Source organism: Paenibacillus hunanensis (assembly GCF_014645615.1).
In the GTDB taxonomy this organism is placed as follows: Bacteria; Bacillota; Bacilli; order Paenibacillales; family Paenibacillaceae; genus Saccharibacillus; species Saccharibacillus hunanensis.
In genome coordinates, this window is record NZ_BMMB01000001.1 from 773,305 (window position 1) to 790,981 (window position 17,677).

The following is a 17,677-nucleotide window of genomic DNA, read 5'->3' on the forward strand; positions in this document are numbered from 1 at the left end:
GCGATGTATTACACAGTATACAAATCCCGCTTTTCAATAACTTCCAGTGTCTGCTAAAATAAATACAACCGTTGTCTGAAGCGCATGTCAGTGATGTTGTTCACACCATATCGTGAAGAGCAAGCAGCCTACATGGAGCCGGAACGCTGGAGACCATCCAAGCGTAACGGCTTCGCGTGCGCATGTGTGCTTAACGATCGAGCAGAGTCTGTAGGTTCAATGAACGTCAGCCTTGTGGTGAATAGAGTTCATACGTATGTGCTATCAAACATAAACGGGTTGTTTTTCCCGGCGATGCTGTGGCTTTGAAAAGCTAACGGGACACGATCGATTATAGAATGAATCTGAGGAGGAACTTCAATCATGCCGAACTTTGAAAAGTACGAATTGCCAACTGCTGGTGAGCAAATCACCATTAACAATGGAACACTTCAGGTGCCTAACAACCCGATCATCCCTTACATCGAGGGTGACGGAACAGGTCGCGATATTTGGAAAGCTTCCGTTCGCGTTCTGGATGCAGCTGTAGACAAAGCTTACGGCGGCTCCAAAAAGATTGCATGGTACGAAGTATTCGCCGGTGAGAAAGCATTTAATACATACGGTGAATGGCTGCCAGCTGATACGCTGGAAGCGATCCGTGAGTACATCGTGGCGATCAAAGGCCCTCTGACTACACCAATCGGTGGCGGTATCCGTTCCCTGAACGTTGCCCTGCGTCAAGAGCTGGATCTGTACGTGTGCCTGCGTCCAGTACGTTACTTTGACGGTGTTCCTTCCCCTGTAAAACGTCCTGAGCTGGTTGACATGGTTATTTTCCGTGAAAACACAGAGGACATCTATGCAGGTATCGAGTATCAAGAAGGTACAGAAGAAGTGAAAAAAGTACTGGAATTCCTGAAAAACGAAATGGGCGTTAACAAAATTCGTTTCCCAGAAACATCCGGTATCGGTATTAAGCCTGTATCCGAGGAAGGCTCCAAGCGTCTGGTTCGTGCAGCGGTACAATACGCAATCGATCACAGCCGCAAGAGCGTTACACTCGTACACAAAGGCAATATCATGAAATTTACAGAAGGTGCGTTCAAAAACTGGGGCTACGAAGTGGCTGAAGCTGAATTCGGCGACAAAGTATTCACATGGGCGCAATACGATAAAATCAAAGACGAGCAAGGCACAGATGCAGCAAATGCTGCACAAAAAGCAGCTGAAGATGCTGGCAAAATCATCGTAAAAGATGCGATTGCTGATATCGCGCTGCAACAAGTACTGACTCGTCCATCCGAGTTTGATGTAATCGCAACGCTGAACCTGAACGGTGACTATCTGTCTGATGCACTGGCTGCACAGGTTGGCGGTATCGGTATCGCACCGGGCGCAAACATCAACTATGTAACAGGACACGCGATCTTCGAAGCAACTCACGGTACTGCACCGAAGTATGCGGACAAAGACGTAGTAAACCCTGGTTCTGTTATTCTGTCCGGCGTTATGATGCTGGAGCATCTGGGCTGGCAGGAAGCGGCTGACCTGATCTACAAAGGTCTGGAAACGTCGATCAACAACAAAACCGTAACGTATGACTTTGCTCGTCTGATGGATGGAGCAACCGAAGTGAAATGCTCCGAGTTTGCCGATAAAGTAATCGAAAACATGTAGGAGGATGCTTCATGACAGCGATTAAGCGCAAAAAGATCACGATCGTGGGCGCCGGTTTTACCGGTGCAACCACTGCTTTGATGATAGCCCAGAAGGAACTTGGCGATGTAGTGCTGGTAGATATTCCGCAGCTCGAAAACCCAACCAAGGGAAAAGCGCTTGATATGCTAGAAGCAAGTCCGGTTCAAGGCTTCGACAGCCGGATTCGCGGTACAGCAGATTATGCGGATACCGCAAGCTCGGATATCGTCATCATTACGGCAGGTGTTGCCCGCAAGCCGGGCATGAGTCGCGATGATCTGGTCAATACGAATGCAGGGATTGTCCGTGCCGTATGCGAACAGGTCAAGCAGCACTCGCCAGAATCGATTGTCATTATTTTGAGTAATCCGGTCGATGCCATGACCTATGTAGCTTACGAAACACTCGGTTTCCCGAAAAATCGTGTCATCGGACAATCCGGTGTACTGGATACGGCACGCTACTGTACCTTTATCGCCGAAGCGCTCAACGTATCGGTTGAGGATGTACGTGGCTTTGTGCTTGGCGGTCACGGCGACGATATGGTGCCGCTTATCCGTTACTCCAGTGTCGGCGGTATTCCGATCGATACACTCCTTTCACCCGAGCAATTAGAAGCGATCGTACAGCGCACCCGTGTGGGTGGCGGCGAGATCGTCAATCTGCTCGGTAACGGCAGCGCCTACTATGCGCCTGCTGCGGCATTAACCCAGATGACGGAAGCAATCCTGAAGGACAAAAAGCGCATTCTACCTGTGATCGCCCTCCTCGAAGGCGAATACGGCTATGATAGCCTGTTCCTCGGCGTTCCTGTTATTCTAGGTGGCGATGGAATCGAACGCATTTTCGAGCTGGAGCTGACTGAAGACGAGCAATCTGCTCTTAACAAATCAGCCGACTCCGTTCGCAGCGTATTGCAGATCGTGACACGTTAAAAGAATTGTAGACAGGGCAGTCGTTGCTGCCATTGCCGATTCTTTGTTAAAGCTGTGTACGACGCTCAATCCAGTTGATTCGATAGTCTGAGAGCCCTTAACCTTCCGCGATTGCGGTAAAGGTTAAGGGCTCTTTTTGCTTTTCGGGAAGATTCCCGCAGTTCCATCCGAGTCACTCTTCTCGTTCTTTGGTGCAGTGTTATATGTAATGCCATCATAAAATACATCATCAAATCTATGGAGTATTTTGGAACAAGCTATATTTTTGACAATAGTTTAGTTAAAATAAGATTGCAAAGGATCTTGCCCAGCGTTAATCGGTCAAGGTTGAAGCCGTATTCAACTTGATTTTCCGACCGATTGGAAACGACGCGATAGAGGTAAGATCATAATCCAATCTGATGGGAGAGAAAAGCTTTGGAACGATTTCTCGTGTTTTTGCACATTCTAGGCGCTTTATCGACAGGCTTCTATATTTTGCTGCCGTTTATTGCGGCTAAGCTGCCAGCTCTCGATGGATCATCGCAGTCCGGTGCGATCTCTATTATTCGTGTGCTAAACCGTATCGCTCAGTTCGGACTGATCGTACAGCTGCTCACAGGCGGTTATTTGATGACAAAGGGTACATATTCGATTGCATGGATGGTCATTGTCGTGGTTCTGCTGCTCGCAATCGCTGCACTGGGCGGTATTATGGGTAAGCCACTTCGCCTCGCACTGGCAAACATCCAGCAAAAGCAAGATATCGCTGTCTACACAGGCAAGATCCGCGGGCTTGCGCTGGGACTGGCAGTATGTCTGCTCGTGATGACATTTTTCATGGTGTATCGTCATATTATCTAAATCCATTCCGCTTCAGGCTTGGATCTATAGTGTAAGCCGAATCAAGCAAGCCGATCCTGTTCGATATCGAGCCGGATCGGCTTATTTTTATTTGAATGAAAGGGCGAGTATCTTAGTCATAATCGATGACGCTTTATTTTTCGTAATAAGCTTTATTGTACATAAGGAATGTGTTTAGTTCCAATGATTTTTATTCTGAATAATACCCTTAAAGCCCTGTTGTTTATGAGAATTATATTGTAAATGGAAATTGTATTGTAAATGAATGGTTTTGCTAAATTCACGAAATAGTTGTCCAACATCTGTCCTATGTATCATTTGCCCATCAAATCCATTTCAGACATAGCTATTTTATCTGAATATAGGCGCAACTATGGAACATAAGCGTAACTATACAACATAGGCACAACTATAAATGGGGTACCCAATAAATGAATTAGGATATTTATATTTCACTATCCGTTCTTCGTTGTTTGTTGAAGAATGATTACAAATTCAATGTATTTTGTTTAATCGCAAGAGGTGGGTGGTAATAACGCAACGTAGTGAACTGGGAGGCATTTTCCAGTTCAGCGCATTAAGAATGACTTCCTAAAGTTAAATCATCATGCACTGAATGAGAGGAGAACTGAACATGTCCAGTAAACCACAAAGCATACCAGAACAGGATCAATCGTTGCCAGGTCATGAGTCGGAAATGACACCATGTCCACAGTCTCAAGCCTCAGAATACAAGGCAGCAGGCAAGCTACAGGGCAAAAGAGCTATCATCACCGGAGGCGATAGCGGAATCGGTCGCTCGGTTGCTGTCCATTTTGCCAAGGAAGGTGCTGACGTTGCGATCATCTATCGTGAAGAGGATCATGACGCAGAAGAAACGAAACGTTATGTTGAAGCCGAAGGACGTAAATGCGTAGCCATCGCAGGTGATATCGGAGATGAGAGCTTTGCACGTTCTGCGGTAGAGCAGGCAGTACAAAGCCTGGGCGGCCTGGATATTGTCGTGAATAATGCGGCAGAGCAGCATGTGCAGGAATCAATCGAGGATATTACAGCAGAACAGCTGGAACGCACTTTCCGCTCGAACATTTTCGGAATGTTCTATATTACGAAGGCTGCGATGCCACATCTAAAAGAAGGCTCGACAATCATCAATACAACGTCGATTACCGCTTATCGTGGTAGCCCAACGCTACTCGATTATTCCTCAACCAAAGGGGCAATCGTTGCCTTTACCCGTTCCCTGTCGATGAATCTGGCAGAGAAGGGTATCCGTGTGAATGGTGTAGCACCAGGTCCGATCTGGACACCGCTTATTCCAGCTACCTTTGACCCGGAACGTGTCGGCGAATTCGGACAATCTCAGCCACTGGGACGCCCGGGACAACCAGACGAAGTCGCTCCAGCCTATGTCTATCTGGCAAGCACCGACTCTTCCTATGTGAGCGGTCAGATTATTCATGTCAATGGCGGCGAAGTCGTGAACGGTTAATGATGAATACCATAGCGGTTATACAATAGAGTCAATGTCATTGGGTTAGATGCAATGATATGCATGAGAGGAGCCTTATGAGGCTCCTTTTTGTGTTCTTTAATATAGAATAAATGGAAGATTTAAGCATAAAAAAATACATTTGAAAAGGAAAAGTAAAAGAAAGAGAAAGAATTTATACTAAACTATACATCATCTATAGAGCTACAAAACCGCAAAACCCCAAAACCGCAAAAACGCAAAAACTCAAAACTCAAAACTCAAAACTCAAAACTCAAAACTCAAAACTCAAAACTCAAAACTCAAAACCCATATAACCTGTTGTATCCACCCAATACAAAACGTACAAAGATACATACATCATCATCGAATCCTCAACTATCATCCAAAATAAACCTCAAAACGATCTAATCTACATCGCCAGATATAAGAACTTACTCATTTATGCACACGTTAAACTTTTTATGACAAATATCCCTATTCATCGTTAGATTGCCAGCGGAGTATGCTATCATGGAAGATAATCATTTCAAAAAATAGAATTCAAGTGAGTCATTTTATCACTCCATGCTTGCTTAAAAGAGTCGAAAAGCAGTCTTAACCAATACACAATTGGTAAATGGACACTACCTACTATCCAACACCGACACAGAAAGGAACAACCTATGAGGGAAACGATGGATAGCTTTACACGCCTATTTGAAAAATATATGTTTGCGATTATTCCGTGTACGTTGTTACTTGGCTTTGTATTATCGAAGCAACTGATTGCGTATACGAACTGGATTCCGTACTTATTTGCCTTTGTTACATTTGTGATGGGCATTGGCTGTGGTAGACAGCATGTACAGGGCGTATTGAAAAAGCCACTACCTGTGCTGCTCACACTTGTTTTAGCCCACGTCATTGCACCGCTGCTTGCGTATGAGCTGGGTACATTATTATTCGGTGCAGGCTCACCGTATACGATTGGACTGGTTTTATTCACAGCGATTCCGCTGGGGGTATCCTCTGTGCTATGGGTAGGCATGTCATCGGGAAATGTAGCGCTAGCTCTCGCACTCGTCATTGTCGATTCGGCGATCAGTCCGTTTGTCGTGCCCGGTCTGATTGAATGGCTATTCGGTGCGAGTATTCAATTTGATACGCTTGGGATGATTCGTGATCTGCTGCTTATCATTGTCATTCCGACCATCCTCGGCATGGTGGTGTATGAGCTGTCCAGAGGTCAATTTAAGCGATGGTCAGCACCGATCACACAGCCGCTGTCCAAGCTCTGTTTTGCTGGTGTGGTACTACTTAATGCCGCTGCAATTGCGCCGCAGCTTAGCGCGCTCAAGGGCGATCTGTTGCTCGTGATCCCTTCGGTGCTCATTACAGTTGCGCTTTGCTATGGACTCGGTTACGTCTGTTCTGGTATACTTCGCGCGAAAGGTCGTGAATTGCCGGTGACGCTGGCGTACACATCTGGAATGCGTAATATATCGGTCGGGATGGTCATTGCGATGGGCTATTTTAGCCCGCAGACCGCGGTGCCTGTTGTGCTCGGCATTATGCTACAGCAGCCGATGGCAACACTGCAATATTCCGTATTTCAGCGTGTGGAGGCGTATCGGAGTAGACAACGACTCAAGGAAGCAAACTATATCAAAGGAGATTGACGCAACCGCATGAAACCGTTCCGCATTCGCCTGACTATTATTATTATGCTTCTGCTGGCTGTGCTCGGCCTGGCGGCAGCCTTTACGATGGCGCATATTTACCGAGATTCGCATGAGCAGACGCTGGAAGACAATATGCTACGGGAGATTCGGCTGCTGGAGTCCACATTTACCTTTCAGCCTGTCGGTAGTGAAAATGGAGCGCCCTCCAATGAAGTATTTAGCTATTATTCCCGTGAAGCACTAGAGATCGGACGGCTGACCGATTCACGTGTTACGTTTATTGAAAAGGACGGCACGGTGATCGGTGATTCTGAAAGTGATCCCCATACGATGAACAATCATGCCAGTCGCGAGGAGATTGTTGCTGCGGCGCGCGATGGGGTGGGCAGTGCTGTTCGATACAGCAGCACGCTCAAGGAAAATATGCTGTATGTCGCTGCCCCTGTGCAAAAAGCAGGAGAATTTGACGGATATATTCGGCTGTCGATGAGTCTTGTTGCCGTGGAGGATGGCGTGCGCAGCACATGGACGATTATGGGCATTAGCTTGCTTGTGCTGTTTGTGATTGCTGCTCTGGTCAGCTATAGCGTTGCTGCCAGCCTGACGCGTCCGCTGGAGCATATTACACGTGTGGCGAATCGTATTTCTCGTCTCGATTATGGGGCAAGGGTGCGATTGGATCGCAAGGATGAGATCGGTGATCTGGGCAAGGCGATTGATAATATGGCAGACAGTCTGGAAATGCAGCTCAAGGTCATTCGTGATAACGAGGATCTACTGCAAAGCGTACTTGCCAACATGACAGGCGGTATGGTCATGGTTGATGATAGCGGCAAAATTGCACTCATTAACCGCTTTGCCGAGGAAATGCTCAGCATTAACTCGAAGCGTATGATCGGCAAATCGTATCAGGAGCTGAAGCAGCACTATGAGCTGAGCAAGCTGCTTGGTGATGGGCTACGGCGCAAGGAGCGTATCCATGATGAGCAGACGCTGTACAATCCAGAGCCACGTCTGATCGAGATTGATGGTGTGCCGATGTTTGAGGATGATGATACGTACCGTGGGATGCTTTTCCTGATTCAGGACGTATCGAATATCCGTCGTCTGGAGCGGATGCGCAGTGAGTTTGTCGCTAACGTGTCGCATGAGCTCAAGACGCCGATTGCAGCGGTAAAAGGCTTTGCCGAGACGCTCCTGAGCGGTGGGGTGAAGGATGAGCAGACCTCGCGCTCCTTTTTACAAATTATTTATGACGAGAGTGAGCGGCTAAATCGCCTGATCGGTGATATTTTGGAGTTGTCTAAAATCGAATCCAAGCGCTCACCGCTAAATTTCTCACCGATTCATTTACAGCCATTTTTCGAGACGATTCGGGAAATGCTGAATGCTTCGGCAGCGAAGAAGAATATTACGCTTGATATGCAGGTGCCAGAGGAATTGTTTATGGAGGCAGACGAGGATCGGTTACGTCAGATTTTTGTGAATTTGATCTCCAATGCGATAAACTATACACAGGATGGCGGACAGGTACGTCTGAATGGACGTGAAACGCTGTCCCAGCAGGGTGAGGAACGGATTATCTTTGATGTGACCGATACGGGGATGGGCATTCCGCGTAAGGACCTGCCACGTATCTTTGAACGCTTTTACCGGGTGGACAAAGCACGCTCACGTAGCTCAGGTGGCACGGGGCTGGGATTATCCATCGTGAAGCACCTGGTAGAGCTGCATCACGGTCAGGTGACTGTGGAGAGCGAGGTTAATATCGGTTCGACCTTTACGGTAAATCTGCCACTGCTACAGGCTGATGAGACGGAATAAAGGTGAATTTTAATCACTGCATAACTGCTGGATAACCAAATTCAATATTTTTACACTGTGTTAACAAAATAGTGATATGCTGGTCACGGTGAAAGAAATGTAAACCCGAGTGGAGGTTATCATGACTAAACGATTGCTGGTCATTGAAGATGAATCAACGTTGTCCCGTCTACTTTCCTACAACCTGACCCAGGAAGGGTATGAGGTAACGGTGGAGGATCATGGCAGTGCCGGATTGGAGCGTGCTCAGAACGAGTCGTTCGAGCTGATCCTGCTCGATCTGATGTTGCCGGGTATGTCGGGATTGGATATTTTACGCAAGCTGAGAAGCTCCGGCATTCGCACACCGGTTGTTATTTTGACCGCGAAAAATGCGGAAGAGGAAGTTGTAGAAGGATTGAAGGCAGGCGCAGACGATTACATTACCAAGCCATTTGGTGTTTCGGAGCTGCTTGCTCGTGTCGCTGCTGTATTGCGCCGTGCAACCGGGCGTGAAGATCAGCCGGCTGACGAGGATGTGCAGGAGAGCCGGATCGAGCTTGGCGATCTTATGATCTATCCGGATAAATACGAGGTTGCACTGGGAAGCCAGCAGATTACGCTGCGCCCTAAGGAATTTGAAGTGCTGCTGTATCTTGCACGCAAGCCAGGTGTTGTTATGACGCGGGATGATCTGATGAACGCGGTATGGGGCTTTGACTATATTGGTGGACAGCGTACAGTCGATGTACACGTCAGCTCCTTACGTAAAAAGCTTGAACTTGATCCCGATTCCGTGCATATCGATTCGATTCGCGGTGTCGGTTATAAATTAGTCGTACGTAAAAAAGCAGGTGCTCCTCATTCCGGTTAACGGAGTGACGAGCATCTTTTTTTCTAGTTCTATTTTACGAAATTAAATCAGGAAGAACCATCATATTACATACTTATGCAGAAATATGGCAATTTATTTTACAATAATCCAGTAGTCTTTAAGGGATAGTAATACTAAAGAACTAAGGAGTCGATACAATTGACTACTCAAGCCTTAAAAGAACGGGAACAAACAACAGTCGCTAACACTTCGGAATCGACGGTCACTGAACGCCAACCAGTAGCCTCTCCCCCTACCCATACACAGCCTAGCCATACAACGACAACACCGTCATCCAACACAGAGCCACAAAGCACGAATCGTAGTGCTGGGTCGATAGACGATCAGGCTACAGTAGGAATGAAGAATACCGATGATGTGTCAACGTCAAAGCCATCCTTAACCGCAAATGAGCCAGTAATGTCTATGAACGAGTCGCCGATGCTCAAGGAGGAACCGACAGCTGAGGTCAAAACCTCTTCAGTTGCTACGAACAAGCCAGCAGCTGCTGTGAACCAGTCGTCAGTTCAAGTGAATCAGCCAGTCGTTGCTAACACTCAGCCCTTCGTTGCTGCGAACAAACAGGTATCTGCTACGAATCAGTCAGCCAGGGTAGACTCCTCATCTGCGGTCAACCAGAAGCAGTCGGTTACTGCTGCGCCTGCTCTATCAGGCAATTCAACCACAACCACAATAGAGAAAAAAGCGACAGCTCAGGCACAGCCAAGCCTTAATCGTCTCGCTCATGCCACTACAACGGGTACAACTGCACCAAAGCCAGCAGCTTCAGCAACACAAGCGGTTTCCAATCGTAAGGTTGTACCATCGTCAACTACGACGAAGACAAGCACCGCTGTAAAAACGAACCCAACAAAAGCGAACTCGACGAATGCTAGCGCAGCAGTTCAGGATCGTTCGATGACTCAAACGAATTCTATTCGACAGACCAGCTCGACAGCGCAGACTCATATGGTGCGCCCATCTAGCCCGACAGCTCCGTCTAGTTCATCTACTCAAAACACACCAGCATCAGCTAAGTCAGCTACACCATCAAGTACGATAACAAAGTCTACAAGCTCGAATCATGTTGCAAATACGAGCCGTACGACCCCTACGAGCATAATGACGAACACAACCAGCCATAAGACTAACTCCAAAGCAAGCAGTCCAATAGCAACCAATCAAGTACAACAACGCGCAACAGTTGCTCAACCGAGTATTATGACTCCATCAGCATCTGCATCAGGGGTGAATACACCAGTCCATGCTTCCTCTGCTGCTCCTATTGCCACAACCACATGGGTAGCCGAGCAGCCGACTTTATCCCTGCCGGAATGTGAGCTAGGTCATTATCTGATCAAGGTGCCGCAGATTCGTAGTAATGAGACATGTGGAGAAACATTACAGCGATTCCGCGATCAACCCGAGCTACCGTGCGTGACGATCTGTAATGAGCACGATGAGCCGATGGGTCTGATTATGCGTGAGCAATTTTATCGACGGATGGCAAGCCGATTTGCTACAGAATTATATTATGGACGCAGTACGAGTCGATTTAGCCAGAATGAGCCATTGATCGTAAACTTGAATGATCAGCCAGCAGATGTCGTAGATGCTGCGCTTGCTCGTGAGGGCGAAGCCTTTTATGAATGTGTATTGCTAACGGATCAAGGCAAGCTGGCAGGTGCGATTACGATTCGCGATCTGATGGAGCTGTCACGTCATTTACAGACAGGGGCTGAACAGCAGCGCGTACAGTCTCTACAAGCGTCTTACACCTATGTTGAGCAGATCGGTCAAGCTGTTAATACGGTGAGCCATGCTGCGGATGAAACGTCGCGTCAGCTCGTAGAGATCAAGGAGCGTACCGTTGCTGGTCACCATCAGCTGACAGAGGCGAATCAACAATTCCGTCAGGCACAGCAGCTTGTGAATGATCAGCGTATTCAAGCCGAGCAAATGCTGGAGCATACGGTACAAGCGCGTAAGGTCGTGGATGATGTCGCTCAGCTTGCCGGTCAGAGTAGTATGCTGGCGCTAAACGCATCTATTGAAGCCGCACGTGCACAGCAGGCTGGACGTGGCTTCGCAGTGGTGGCGTCTGAGATGCGATTGCTTGCAGAGCGCATTACAGGCATGTCCTCCGATATTGCACGTCTGCTCGGTAGCTTGAATGAGATGATCGGACAATCGGCTCAGTCGAGTCAAACGGCTGAGCAGACAATGGATGCGAGTATGCTGCGTATTACACAGGCAGATCAGTTATTTGGCGAAATGGCATCGGCAGCTGATCATGCGTCTGCACAGGCGAAGCATCTGCATGGAACCGCAGGTGAAGCAAGCCGATTAACCATGCTCGTCATGGATACACTAAAGCAGCAGGCGCAAAGTAAATCGATGCTGCGATAAGCATCAGTAGAGCATAGAAATCTGTCAAAGCAAGTTTTACACTCCCTTTACAATTCGGGAGCTCACGCTTTACAAACATCCCGTATCATGTATAGATGCCAGCCGCTGTATGTAGCGGCACAGCGTTATGAATATAGAGAAATCAGGGGAGTGTGACCTTGTGTCAGACATTATTCGTATCGAACAATTAAACTTATACTATGAGAAGCATCATGCTCTTAAAAATATCGGACTTAGCATTAAAGAAAAAGCAGTCACTGCATTTATCGGCCCATCCGGTTGCGGTAAATCGACATTGCTGCGTACATTGAATCGAATGAATGACATGATCCCCGGCACGCGTATTGAAGGCAAGGTCGAGATTGCCGGCGCGGACATTTATGGCGACGACGTTGAGGTAGAAGGCTTGCGTCAGCAAGTAGGTATGGTATTCCAGCAACCGAATCCATTTCCGAAATCGATCTTTGAAAATGTCGCCTATGGCCCGCGATTGCAAGGTATCCGATCCAAGTCGGAGCTGGAAGCGATTGTCGAGCGTAGCTTGAAGCAATCTGCACTCTGGGAAGAGGTCAAGGACCATTTGAAAAAGTCCGCTTTTAGCCTGTCAGGCGGTCAGCAGCAGCGTCTGTGTATTGCGCGTGCGATTGCCGGGCAGCCGGATATTTTGCTTATGGACGAAGCAACGTCAGCGCTTGATCCAATCTCTACACTCAAGATTGAAGAGCTGACACAGGATCTGAAAAAGGACTATACGATCGTGATGGTGACACATAATATGCACCAGGCAGCACGTATTTCCGATCAGACCGCCTTTTTCCTGAATGGAGAGATTGTAGAGGCTACCGATACGACTGAGATGTTTTCCAATCCGTCCGATTCTCGTACGGAAGATTATATTTCTGGACGCTTCGGCTGACAGGCACTGCTTGACTTCTACTCACGAATATCCAGCTTTTCCAAACAAGTAATCAGCCATAGGAGGATCATGTATGCCTAACCGGAAAGGATTCGATGAAAGCCTGTACGAGCTTCGCGAGTTACTCGCTTCCATGGGAGATCATGTTATCGAAGCACTTCAAGAAGCGGTACAATCGCTGCAAAGCAAAAATGTGGAGCTAGCGAAAAGCGTTGTAGACAACGATTACCGTCTAAACGAAATGGAAGAAAAGATTATGGATATCGGCTCGCGTCTGATCATCACGCAACAGCCAGTAGCGAAGGATCTGCGCCGTATTATTGTCGCATTCAAAATCTCCAGTGATCTGGAGCGTATGGGTGATCTGGCGCTGGATGTGGCGAAGGTTACCCTGCGTCTGCAAGGCTCTGAGCTGATCAAGCCGCTCAAGGACATTCCGCAAATGTCGGAGATCGTAGTAGAGATGATTCGTGATTCGATTCGTTCTTATTTGGACGAAAATACCGATCTTGCCCACAAGGTAGGTACGGATGATGATCAGGTCGATCATCTGTACAGCGGTATGATTCGTGAGCTACACGAGTATGTGAAGGAAAATGGAGCAGATGGTCCGCAGGTGATGCTGATCAATCTGACAGGTCGTTATATTGAGCGTATTGCCGATCATGCGACCAATATTGCAGAGAGCGTCGTATATCTGGTAACAGGTAAACGTCCGGATCTGAACAGCTAAACGAATTCCTCTATGCTGCGGTGCGTAGCTACAATAGCATGCATCCCTGCATCGTATGAAACCAATCGTACCCTGCATCTTGCTTCAATGATTCAGAAGACGTTAACAACAGAAAACATCCTATATATCTTTGGCATGTTGCAGAACAGCAGGCACCGGAAACTTCTCCGGTGCCTTTTGTTTTGGAACGCAGGGGCTTGTGGTATCATAGAAGAAGGAAGAAAACGTCCTGTTTCGACAGGATATCGGTCTGCTTTTATATAGAACGTACAGTGTTCGGAAGCAGGAATCGCAGGCAACACGAGACCTACACAATGACCTGCTTATAGCAACGGTGCAGACGGTATCGATCCGAAGGCACCAATCACAGGAGGAATTATGGACAAATTCATGTTAATAGATGGAAACAGTATTATTTACCGCGCGTTCTTTGCGATGCAGCAGCCGATGACGACGTCGTCAGGCTTGCATACGAATGCGGTATACGGCTTTACGAATATGCTATTACGGGTGCTGGAGGAGCATAAGCCGACCCATGTGATGGTCGCATTTGATGCGGGGAAGATCACCTTCCGTCATAGTAGCTATCAGGACTACAAGGGCGGTCGCCAGAAGACACCACCTGAGCTATCCGAGCAATTTCCGTTACTCAAGGATTTGCTAACTGCGTTCGGTATTTCTCATTATCAGCTAGAGGGCTATGAAGCGGATGATATTATCGGTACGTTATCTCGTCAGGCAGAAGAAAAGGGCTGCGAGGTACTCGTATTGAGTGGCGATAAGGATATGCTCCAGCTTGCCTCTGAGCATGTACGCATCGCACTTACACGCAAGGGTGTCAGCGAAATCGAGCAATACGGCCCCCATGAGGTGCAGGAGCGTTATGGATTGACACCTGAGCAGATCATCGACCTGAAGGGTTTGATGGGCGATGCTTCCGACAATATTCCGGGCATTCCGGGTGTTGGGGAGAAGACTGCGCTCAAGCTACTACATCAGTTTGGAACCGTGGAAGAAGTGCTGGAAAATACCGATCAGCTCAAAGGTAAAATGAAGGAAAAGGTCGAGACGCATGCAGAAGATGCACGTCTAAGTAAAGAACTGGCGACCATCTTCCGTGAGGTTCCATTCGATGCAAGCTGGGATAGCATGAAGTACGAAGGAATTCAAGCCGCGACAGCAGTAACCGCCTTGCAAAAGCTGGAGTTCAAGTCGATTTTGCAGCGACTTGATCTGAGCGATGTAGCGGCTCATCCAGATGCAACGCTCGATGAGCTGAATGCCGATGCAGATGGTGGCTCAGCGCCAATGCCTGATCTGAAGGTGACCATGCTGGACGAACCGCAGGTATCCGAACTTGAAGCCGCGCTGAGTACAGTGGATGTTGTTCATGTGGAGAGTCATGGCGATAATCCGCATCATGCGGAGCTGGTGGGCGTGCTATTCGGTACACCAGAGGAATATTATTTCCTTACACCGGATGTGCTAAAAAGTGATGCAGCAGCAGCGATTCGCAGATGGCTGGGCGATAGCTCCATTCCGAAGCAGGGACATGATCTGCATCGCGCCGATCTGGTGCTGTTCTGGGAAGGCATTGCTTTTGCCGGAGCTGCCTTTGATATTCAGATTGCTGCGTATTTGCTCGATCCGACGGAATCCGGTCAAAGTCTGAGCGCACTGGCTTCCAAATATGCGCTACCTGTATTGTCAGAAGATGAAGCGGTCTTCGGTAAAGGGGCAAAGTACAAAGTACCCGAGCAGGACGTACTGAGCCAGCATCTAGCCCGTAAAGCAGCAACGATTCGCCAGCTGGTTCCACTGCAACGCGAGCAATTAGAGCAAAATGAGATGACACCACTGTTCAGCGATCTGGAAATGCCATTATCGCGTATTCTAGCCGATATGGAAAAACAGGGTGTAGCCGTGAATACGGATGAACTACGCGCACTGGGCAAAGAATTTGAACAGCAAATCAGTAAGCTGGTCGCGCAAATCTATGACATGGCAGGCACGGAATTCAACCTGAATTCGCCGAAGCAACTGGGCGAGATTTTATTTGATCGCCTGGGACTGCCTGTGAAAAAGAAAACAAAAACGGGCTATTCCACCAGTGCAGATGTGCTGGAGGAGCTGGCACCGTATCATGATATCGTGCAGTACATTTTAACGTATCGTCAGCTAGCCAAGCTGCAATCAACCTATGTTGAAGGACTGCTCAAGGAGATTCATCCGAAGTCAGGTAAAGTACACACGTACTTCCGCCAGACAATCACAGCAACCGGACGCCTCTCCAGCCAGTTCCCAAACCTGCAAAATATTCCGATTCGTCTGGAAGAAGGCCGCAAGCTGCGTAAAGTATTCGTACCGTCCGAGCAGGGTTGGTCGATGCTATCTGCCGACTACTCCCAGATCGAATTGCGTGTACTGGCTCATATCTCCGACGATGCTGGCTTGAAGGATGCGTTTGTCCATGATATGGATATCCATACCAAGACAGCGATGGACGTATTCGGTGTAGCACAGGAACAGGTCGACAGCAATATGCGCCGTTCTGCCAAAGCCGTTAACTTCGGCATCGTATATGGTATCAGCGACTACGGCTTGTCCCAGAATCTCGGTATCACCCGAAAAGAAGCAGGCGATTTCATTAATCAATACTTCGACGTCTTCCAGGGCGTGCGCCGCTATATGGACGAGATCGTCGATGAAGCCAAACAAAATGGCTATGTAAAAACAATGCTAGAACGTCGCCGCTATTTGCCAGAAATTCGTTCGTCCAACTTCAACCTGCGCTCCTTCGCCGAGCGTACAGCGATGAATACACCGATCCAGGGCACTGCAGCCGATATCATCAAGCTCGCCATGGTACACATGGATCGCGCATTAACCGAAAATGGACTCAAAAGCCGCATGCTACTACAGGTACACGATGAACTAGTATTCGAAGTCCCAGCCGATGAGTTGGAACAAATGAAAACACTCGTACCACAGGTCATGAGAGACGCACTGGAACTTTCGGTACCCTTAAAAGCAGATGTAAGCTACGGTGCCAACTGGTACGAAGCCAAGTAATACGATGATGTCTTATAATTTAGCAAGCTAAAATGCTTATTCCAGGTTTAGAATGGCTAGAACGCGCATACAGACGCATACACGAACCAAGATTTTATAAAACTACGATACTAAATCTGTACAACTATGAGTATGATGCAAGCAACACGTAACGGAGGGAAGGAAATAAGGGGAAAGGACGACTTATAGTGTTAGTGATTTCCTAACACGGGGTTCAATGGAAAAGTGATTTTTGCGCAGCAAAATATCTTACAGCTTTGGAGGAGCGTGAATCTTCATGTACTCCCAATTCCAACAGATTCCCGCGGCTCCACCCGAGTCCGTACCCTTATTCCTTCCCGCAGTGATTGCTGCTAATTGCACACACTCACAGACGTACACCCAAAGGATAGGTGAACAACATGCCGGAATTGCCAGAAGTAGAAACAGTCAGACGCACGCTTAACACCCTGATTCCCGGCAAACAGATTGAACGGGTTACCGTATCGCTGCCACGTATTATTCAGCGACCGGATGATCCAGAGCAGTTTGCATTGGAGCTACAGGGACATACCTTTGAAACGGTAGAACGTCGCGGGAAATTCCTGCGCTTTATTTTAGATGGATTAGTGATGGTATCCCATTTGCGGATGGAAGGACGCTACGGCGTATATCGCAGCGATGAGCCAGTGGAGAAGCATACCCATGTTATTTTCCATTTTACCGATGGCACTGAGCTAAGATACAAGGATGTTCGTCAATTCGGTACGATGCATCTGTTTGCGACAGGCGAGGAGCTTCAATCGAAGCCACTGGTGCAGCTTGGATTAGAGCCGCTGGATCCGCAGTTTACAGATGAGCAGTTTATTAGCGTGATTAGCAAGCGTAGAACGATGATCAAGCCAGTGCTGCTCAATCAAGCCTATGTCGTTGGGATCGGTAATATTTACGTGGATGAAGCCTTATTCCGTGCTGGCATTCATCCCGAGACGATTGCATCTGATCTGAGCCGGGAGCAGTTGATTCGTCTGCATGAAGCGATTGTATCTACTCTAAGTGATGCAGTTGCCGCAGGCGGCTCGTCGATCAAGTCGTATGTGAACGGTCAAGGCGAAATGGGCATGTTCCAGCATAGCCTTCGTATTTATGGACGCAAAGCAGAGCCTTGCCAGGAATGTGGTACATTGATCGAGAAAACAGTAGTCGGCGGCAGGGGCACGCATTATTGCCCGGTATGCCAGCCTTTGCCAGCGCGTCAAAAAGCAATGGGGTGACAA

The 17,677-nt window shown here is 47.9% G+C and carries 12 protein-coding genes; all 12 read left to right on the top strand.

Annotation, left to right across the window (positions count from 1 at the left end; translation table 11 throughout):
• The first annotated feature begins 363 nt into the window (after positions 1 to 363).
• The 12 genes from icd (at position 364) to mutM (ending at position 17,674) form a co-directional block, all read left to right on the top strand.
• Positions 364 to 1,659 (top strand): NADP-dependent isocitrate dehydrogenase, encoded by a 1,296-nt coding sequence (icd, locus tag IEX62_RS03215; protein WP_188773942.1) that lies wholly within the window; start codon positions 364 to 366, stop codon positions 1,657 to 1,659.
• Positions 1,660 to 1,670: 11 nt separating this feature from the next.
• Positions 1,671 to 2,615 carry a malate dehydrogenase gene (gene mdh, locus IEX62_RS03220; RefSeq protein ID WP_188773943.1) on the top strand — a complete coding sequence of 315 codons (945 nt, stop codon included), beginning with the start codon at positions 1,671 to 1,673 and terminating at the stop codon, positions 2,613 to 2,615.
• A 417-nt stretch (positions 2,616 to 3,032) separates the two neighbouring features.
• On the top strand, positions 3,033 to 3,458 hold the full coding sequence (locus tag IEX62_RS03225; RefSeq protein WP_188773944.1) for a hypothetical protein: 426 nt from the start codon (positions 3,033 to 3,035) through the stop codon (positions 3,456 to 3,458).
• Between the two features lie 634 nt (positions 3,459 to 4,092).
• The gene (locus IEX62_RS03230) at positions 4,093 to 4,950 is read left to right on the top strand and encodes an SDR family oxidoreductase (protein WP_188773945.1); all 858 of its coding nucleotides are present in this window, start codon (positions 4,093 to 4,095) and stop codon (positions 4,948 to 4,950) included.
• 677 nt (positions 4,951 to 5,627) lie between these two features.
• On the top strand, positions 5,628 to 6,611 hold the full coding sequence (locus tag IEX62_RS03235; protein ID WP_229685573.1) for a bile acid:sodium symporter family protein: 984 nt from the start codon (positions 5,628 to 5,630) through the stop codon (positions 6,609 to 6,611).
• Positions 6,612 to 6,620: 9 nt separating this feature from the next.
• The gene (gene pnpS / locus IEX62_RS03240) at positions 6,621 to 8,438 is read left to right on the top strand and encodes a two-component system histidine kinase PnpS (protein WP_188773947.1); all 1,818 of its coding nucleotides are present in this window, start codon (positions 6,621 to 6,623) and stop codon (positions 8,436 to 8,438) included.
• 121 nt (positions 8,439 to 8,559) lie between these two features.
• Positions 8,560 to 9,291 carry a response regulator transcription factor gene (locus IEX62_RS03245; protein ID WP_188773948.1) on the top strand — a complete coding sequence of 244 codons (732 nt, stop codon included), beginning with the start codon at positions 8,560 to 8,562 and terminating at the stop codon, positions 9,289 to 9,291.
• A 159-nt stretch (positions 9,292 to 9,450) separates the two neighbouring features.
• Positions 9,451 to 11,700: a methyl-accepting chemotaxis protein gene (locus IEX62_RS03250; protein WP_188773949.1), complete on the top strand. Its 2,250-nt coding sequence runs from the start codon at positions 9,451 to 9,453 to the stop codon at positions 11,698 to 11,700.
• Between the two features lie 127 nt (positions 11,701 to 11,827).
• Positions 11,828 to 12,616: a phosphate ABC transporter ATP-binding protein PstB gene (pstB, locus tag IEX62_RS03255; protein ID WP_188773950.1), complete on the top strand. Its 789-nt coding sequence runs from the start codon at positions 11,828 to 11,830 to the stop codon at positions 12,614 to 12,616.
• Between the two features lie 73 nt (positions 12,617 to 12,689).
• Entirely contained in the window at positions 12,690 to 13,349 is a 660-nt protein-coding gene (gene phoU / locus IEX62_RS03260; protein ID WP_188773951.1) for a phosphate signaling complex protein PhoU, read from the top strand.
• Between the two features lie 378 nt (positions 13,350 to 13,727).
• A complete protein-coding gene (gene polA, locus IEX62_RS03265; protein WP_188773952.1) occupies positions 13,728 to 16,421 on the top strand; it encodes a DNA polymerase I in 2,694 nt (897 codons plus the stop codon).
• Between the two features lie 401 nt (positions 16,422 to 16,822).
• Positions 16,823 to 17,674: a DNA-formamidopyrimidine glycosylase gene (gene mutM / locus IEX62_RS03270; protein WP_188773953.1), complete on the top strand. Its 852-nt coding sequence runs from the start codon at positions 16,823 to 16,825 to the stop codon at positions 17,672 to 17,674.
• Positions 17,675 to 17,677: the final 3 nt, after the last annotated feature.

What these genes read in the sequence shown, in the direction of transcription:
- phoU (WP_188773951.1), top strand. Translation starts at nt 12,690, where the DNA reads ATGCCTAACCGGAAAGGATTCGATGAAAGCCTGTACGAGCTTCGCGAG.
- icd (WP_188773942.1), top strand. Translation starts at nt 364, where the DNA reads ATGCCGAACTTTGAAAAGTACGAATTGCCAACTGCTGGTGAGCAAATC.
- pnpS (WP_188773947.1), top strand. Translation starts at nt 6,621, where the DNA reads ATGAAACCGTTCCGCATTCGCCTGACTATTATTATTATGCTTCTGCTG.
- polA (WP_188773952.1), top strand. Translation starts at nt 13,728, where the DNA reads ATGGACAAATTCATGTTAATAGATGGAAACAGTATTATTTACCGCGCG.
- IEX62_RS03230 (WP_188773945.1), top strand. Translation starts at nt 4,093, where the DNA reads ATGTCCAGTAAACCACAAAGCATACCAGAACAGGATCAATCGTTGCCA.
- IEX62_RS03235 (WP_229685573.1), top strand. Translation starts at nt 5,628, where the DNA reads ATGGATAGCTTTACACGCCTATTTGAAAAATATATGTTTGCGATTATT.
- IEX62_RS03245 (WP_188773948.1), top strand. Translation starts at nt 8,560, where the DNA reads ATGACTAAACGATTGCTGGTCATTGAAGATGAATCAACGTTGTCCCGT.
- pstB (WP_188773950.1), top strand. Translation starts at nt 11,828, where the DNA reads ATGAATATAGAGAAATCAGGGGAGTGTGACCTTGTGTCAGACATTATT.
- mdh (WP_188773943.1), top strand. Translation starts at nt 1,671, where the DNA reads ATGACAGCGATTAAGCGCAAAAAGATCACGATCGTGGGCGCCGGTTTT.
- mutM (WP_188773953.1), top strand. Translation starts at nt 16,823, where the DNA reads ATGCCGGAATTGCCAGAAGTAGAAACAGTCAGACGCACGCTTAACACC.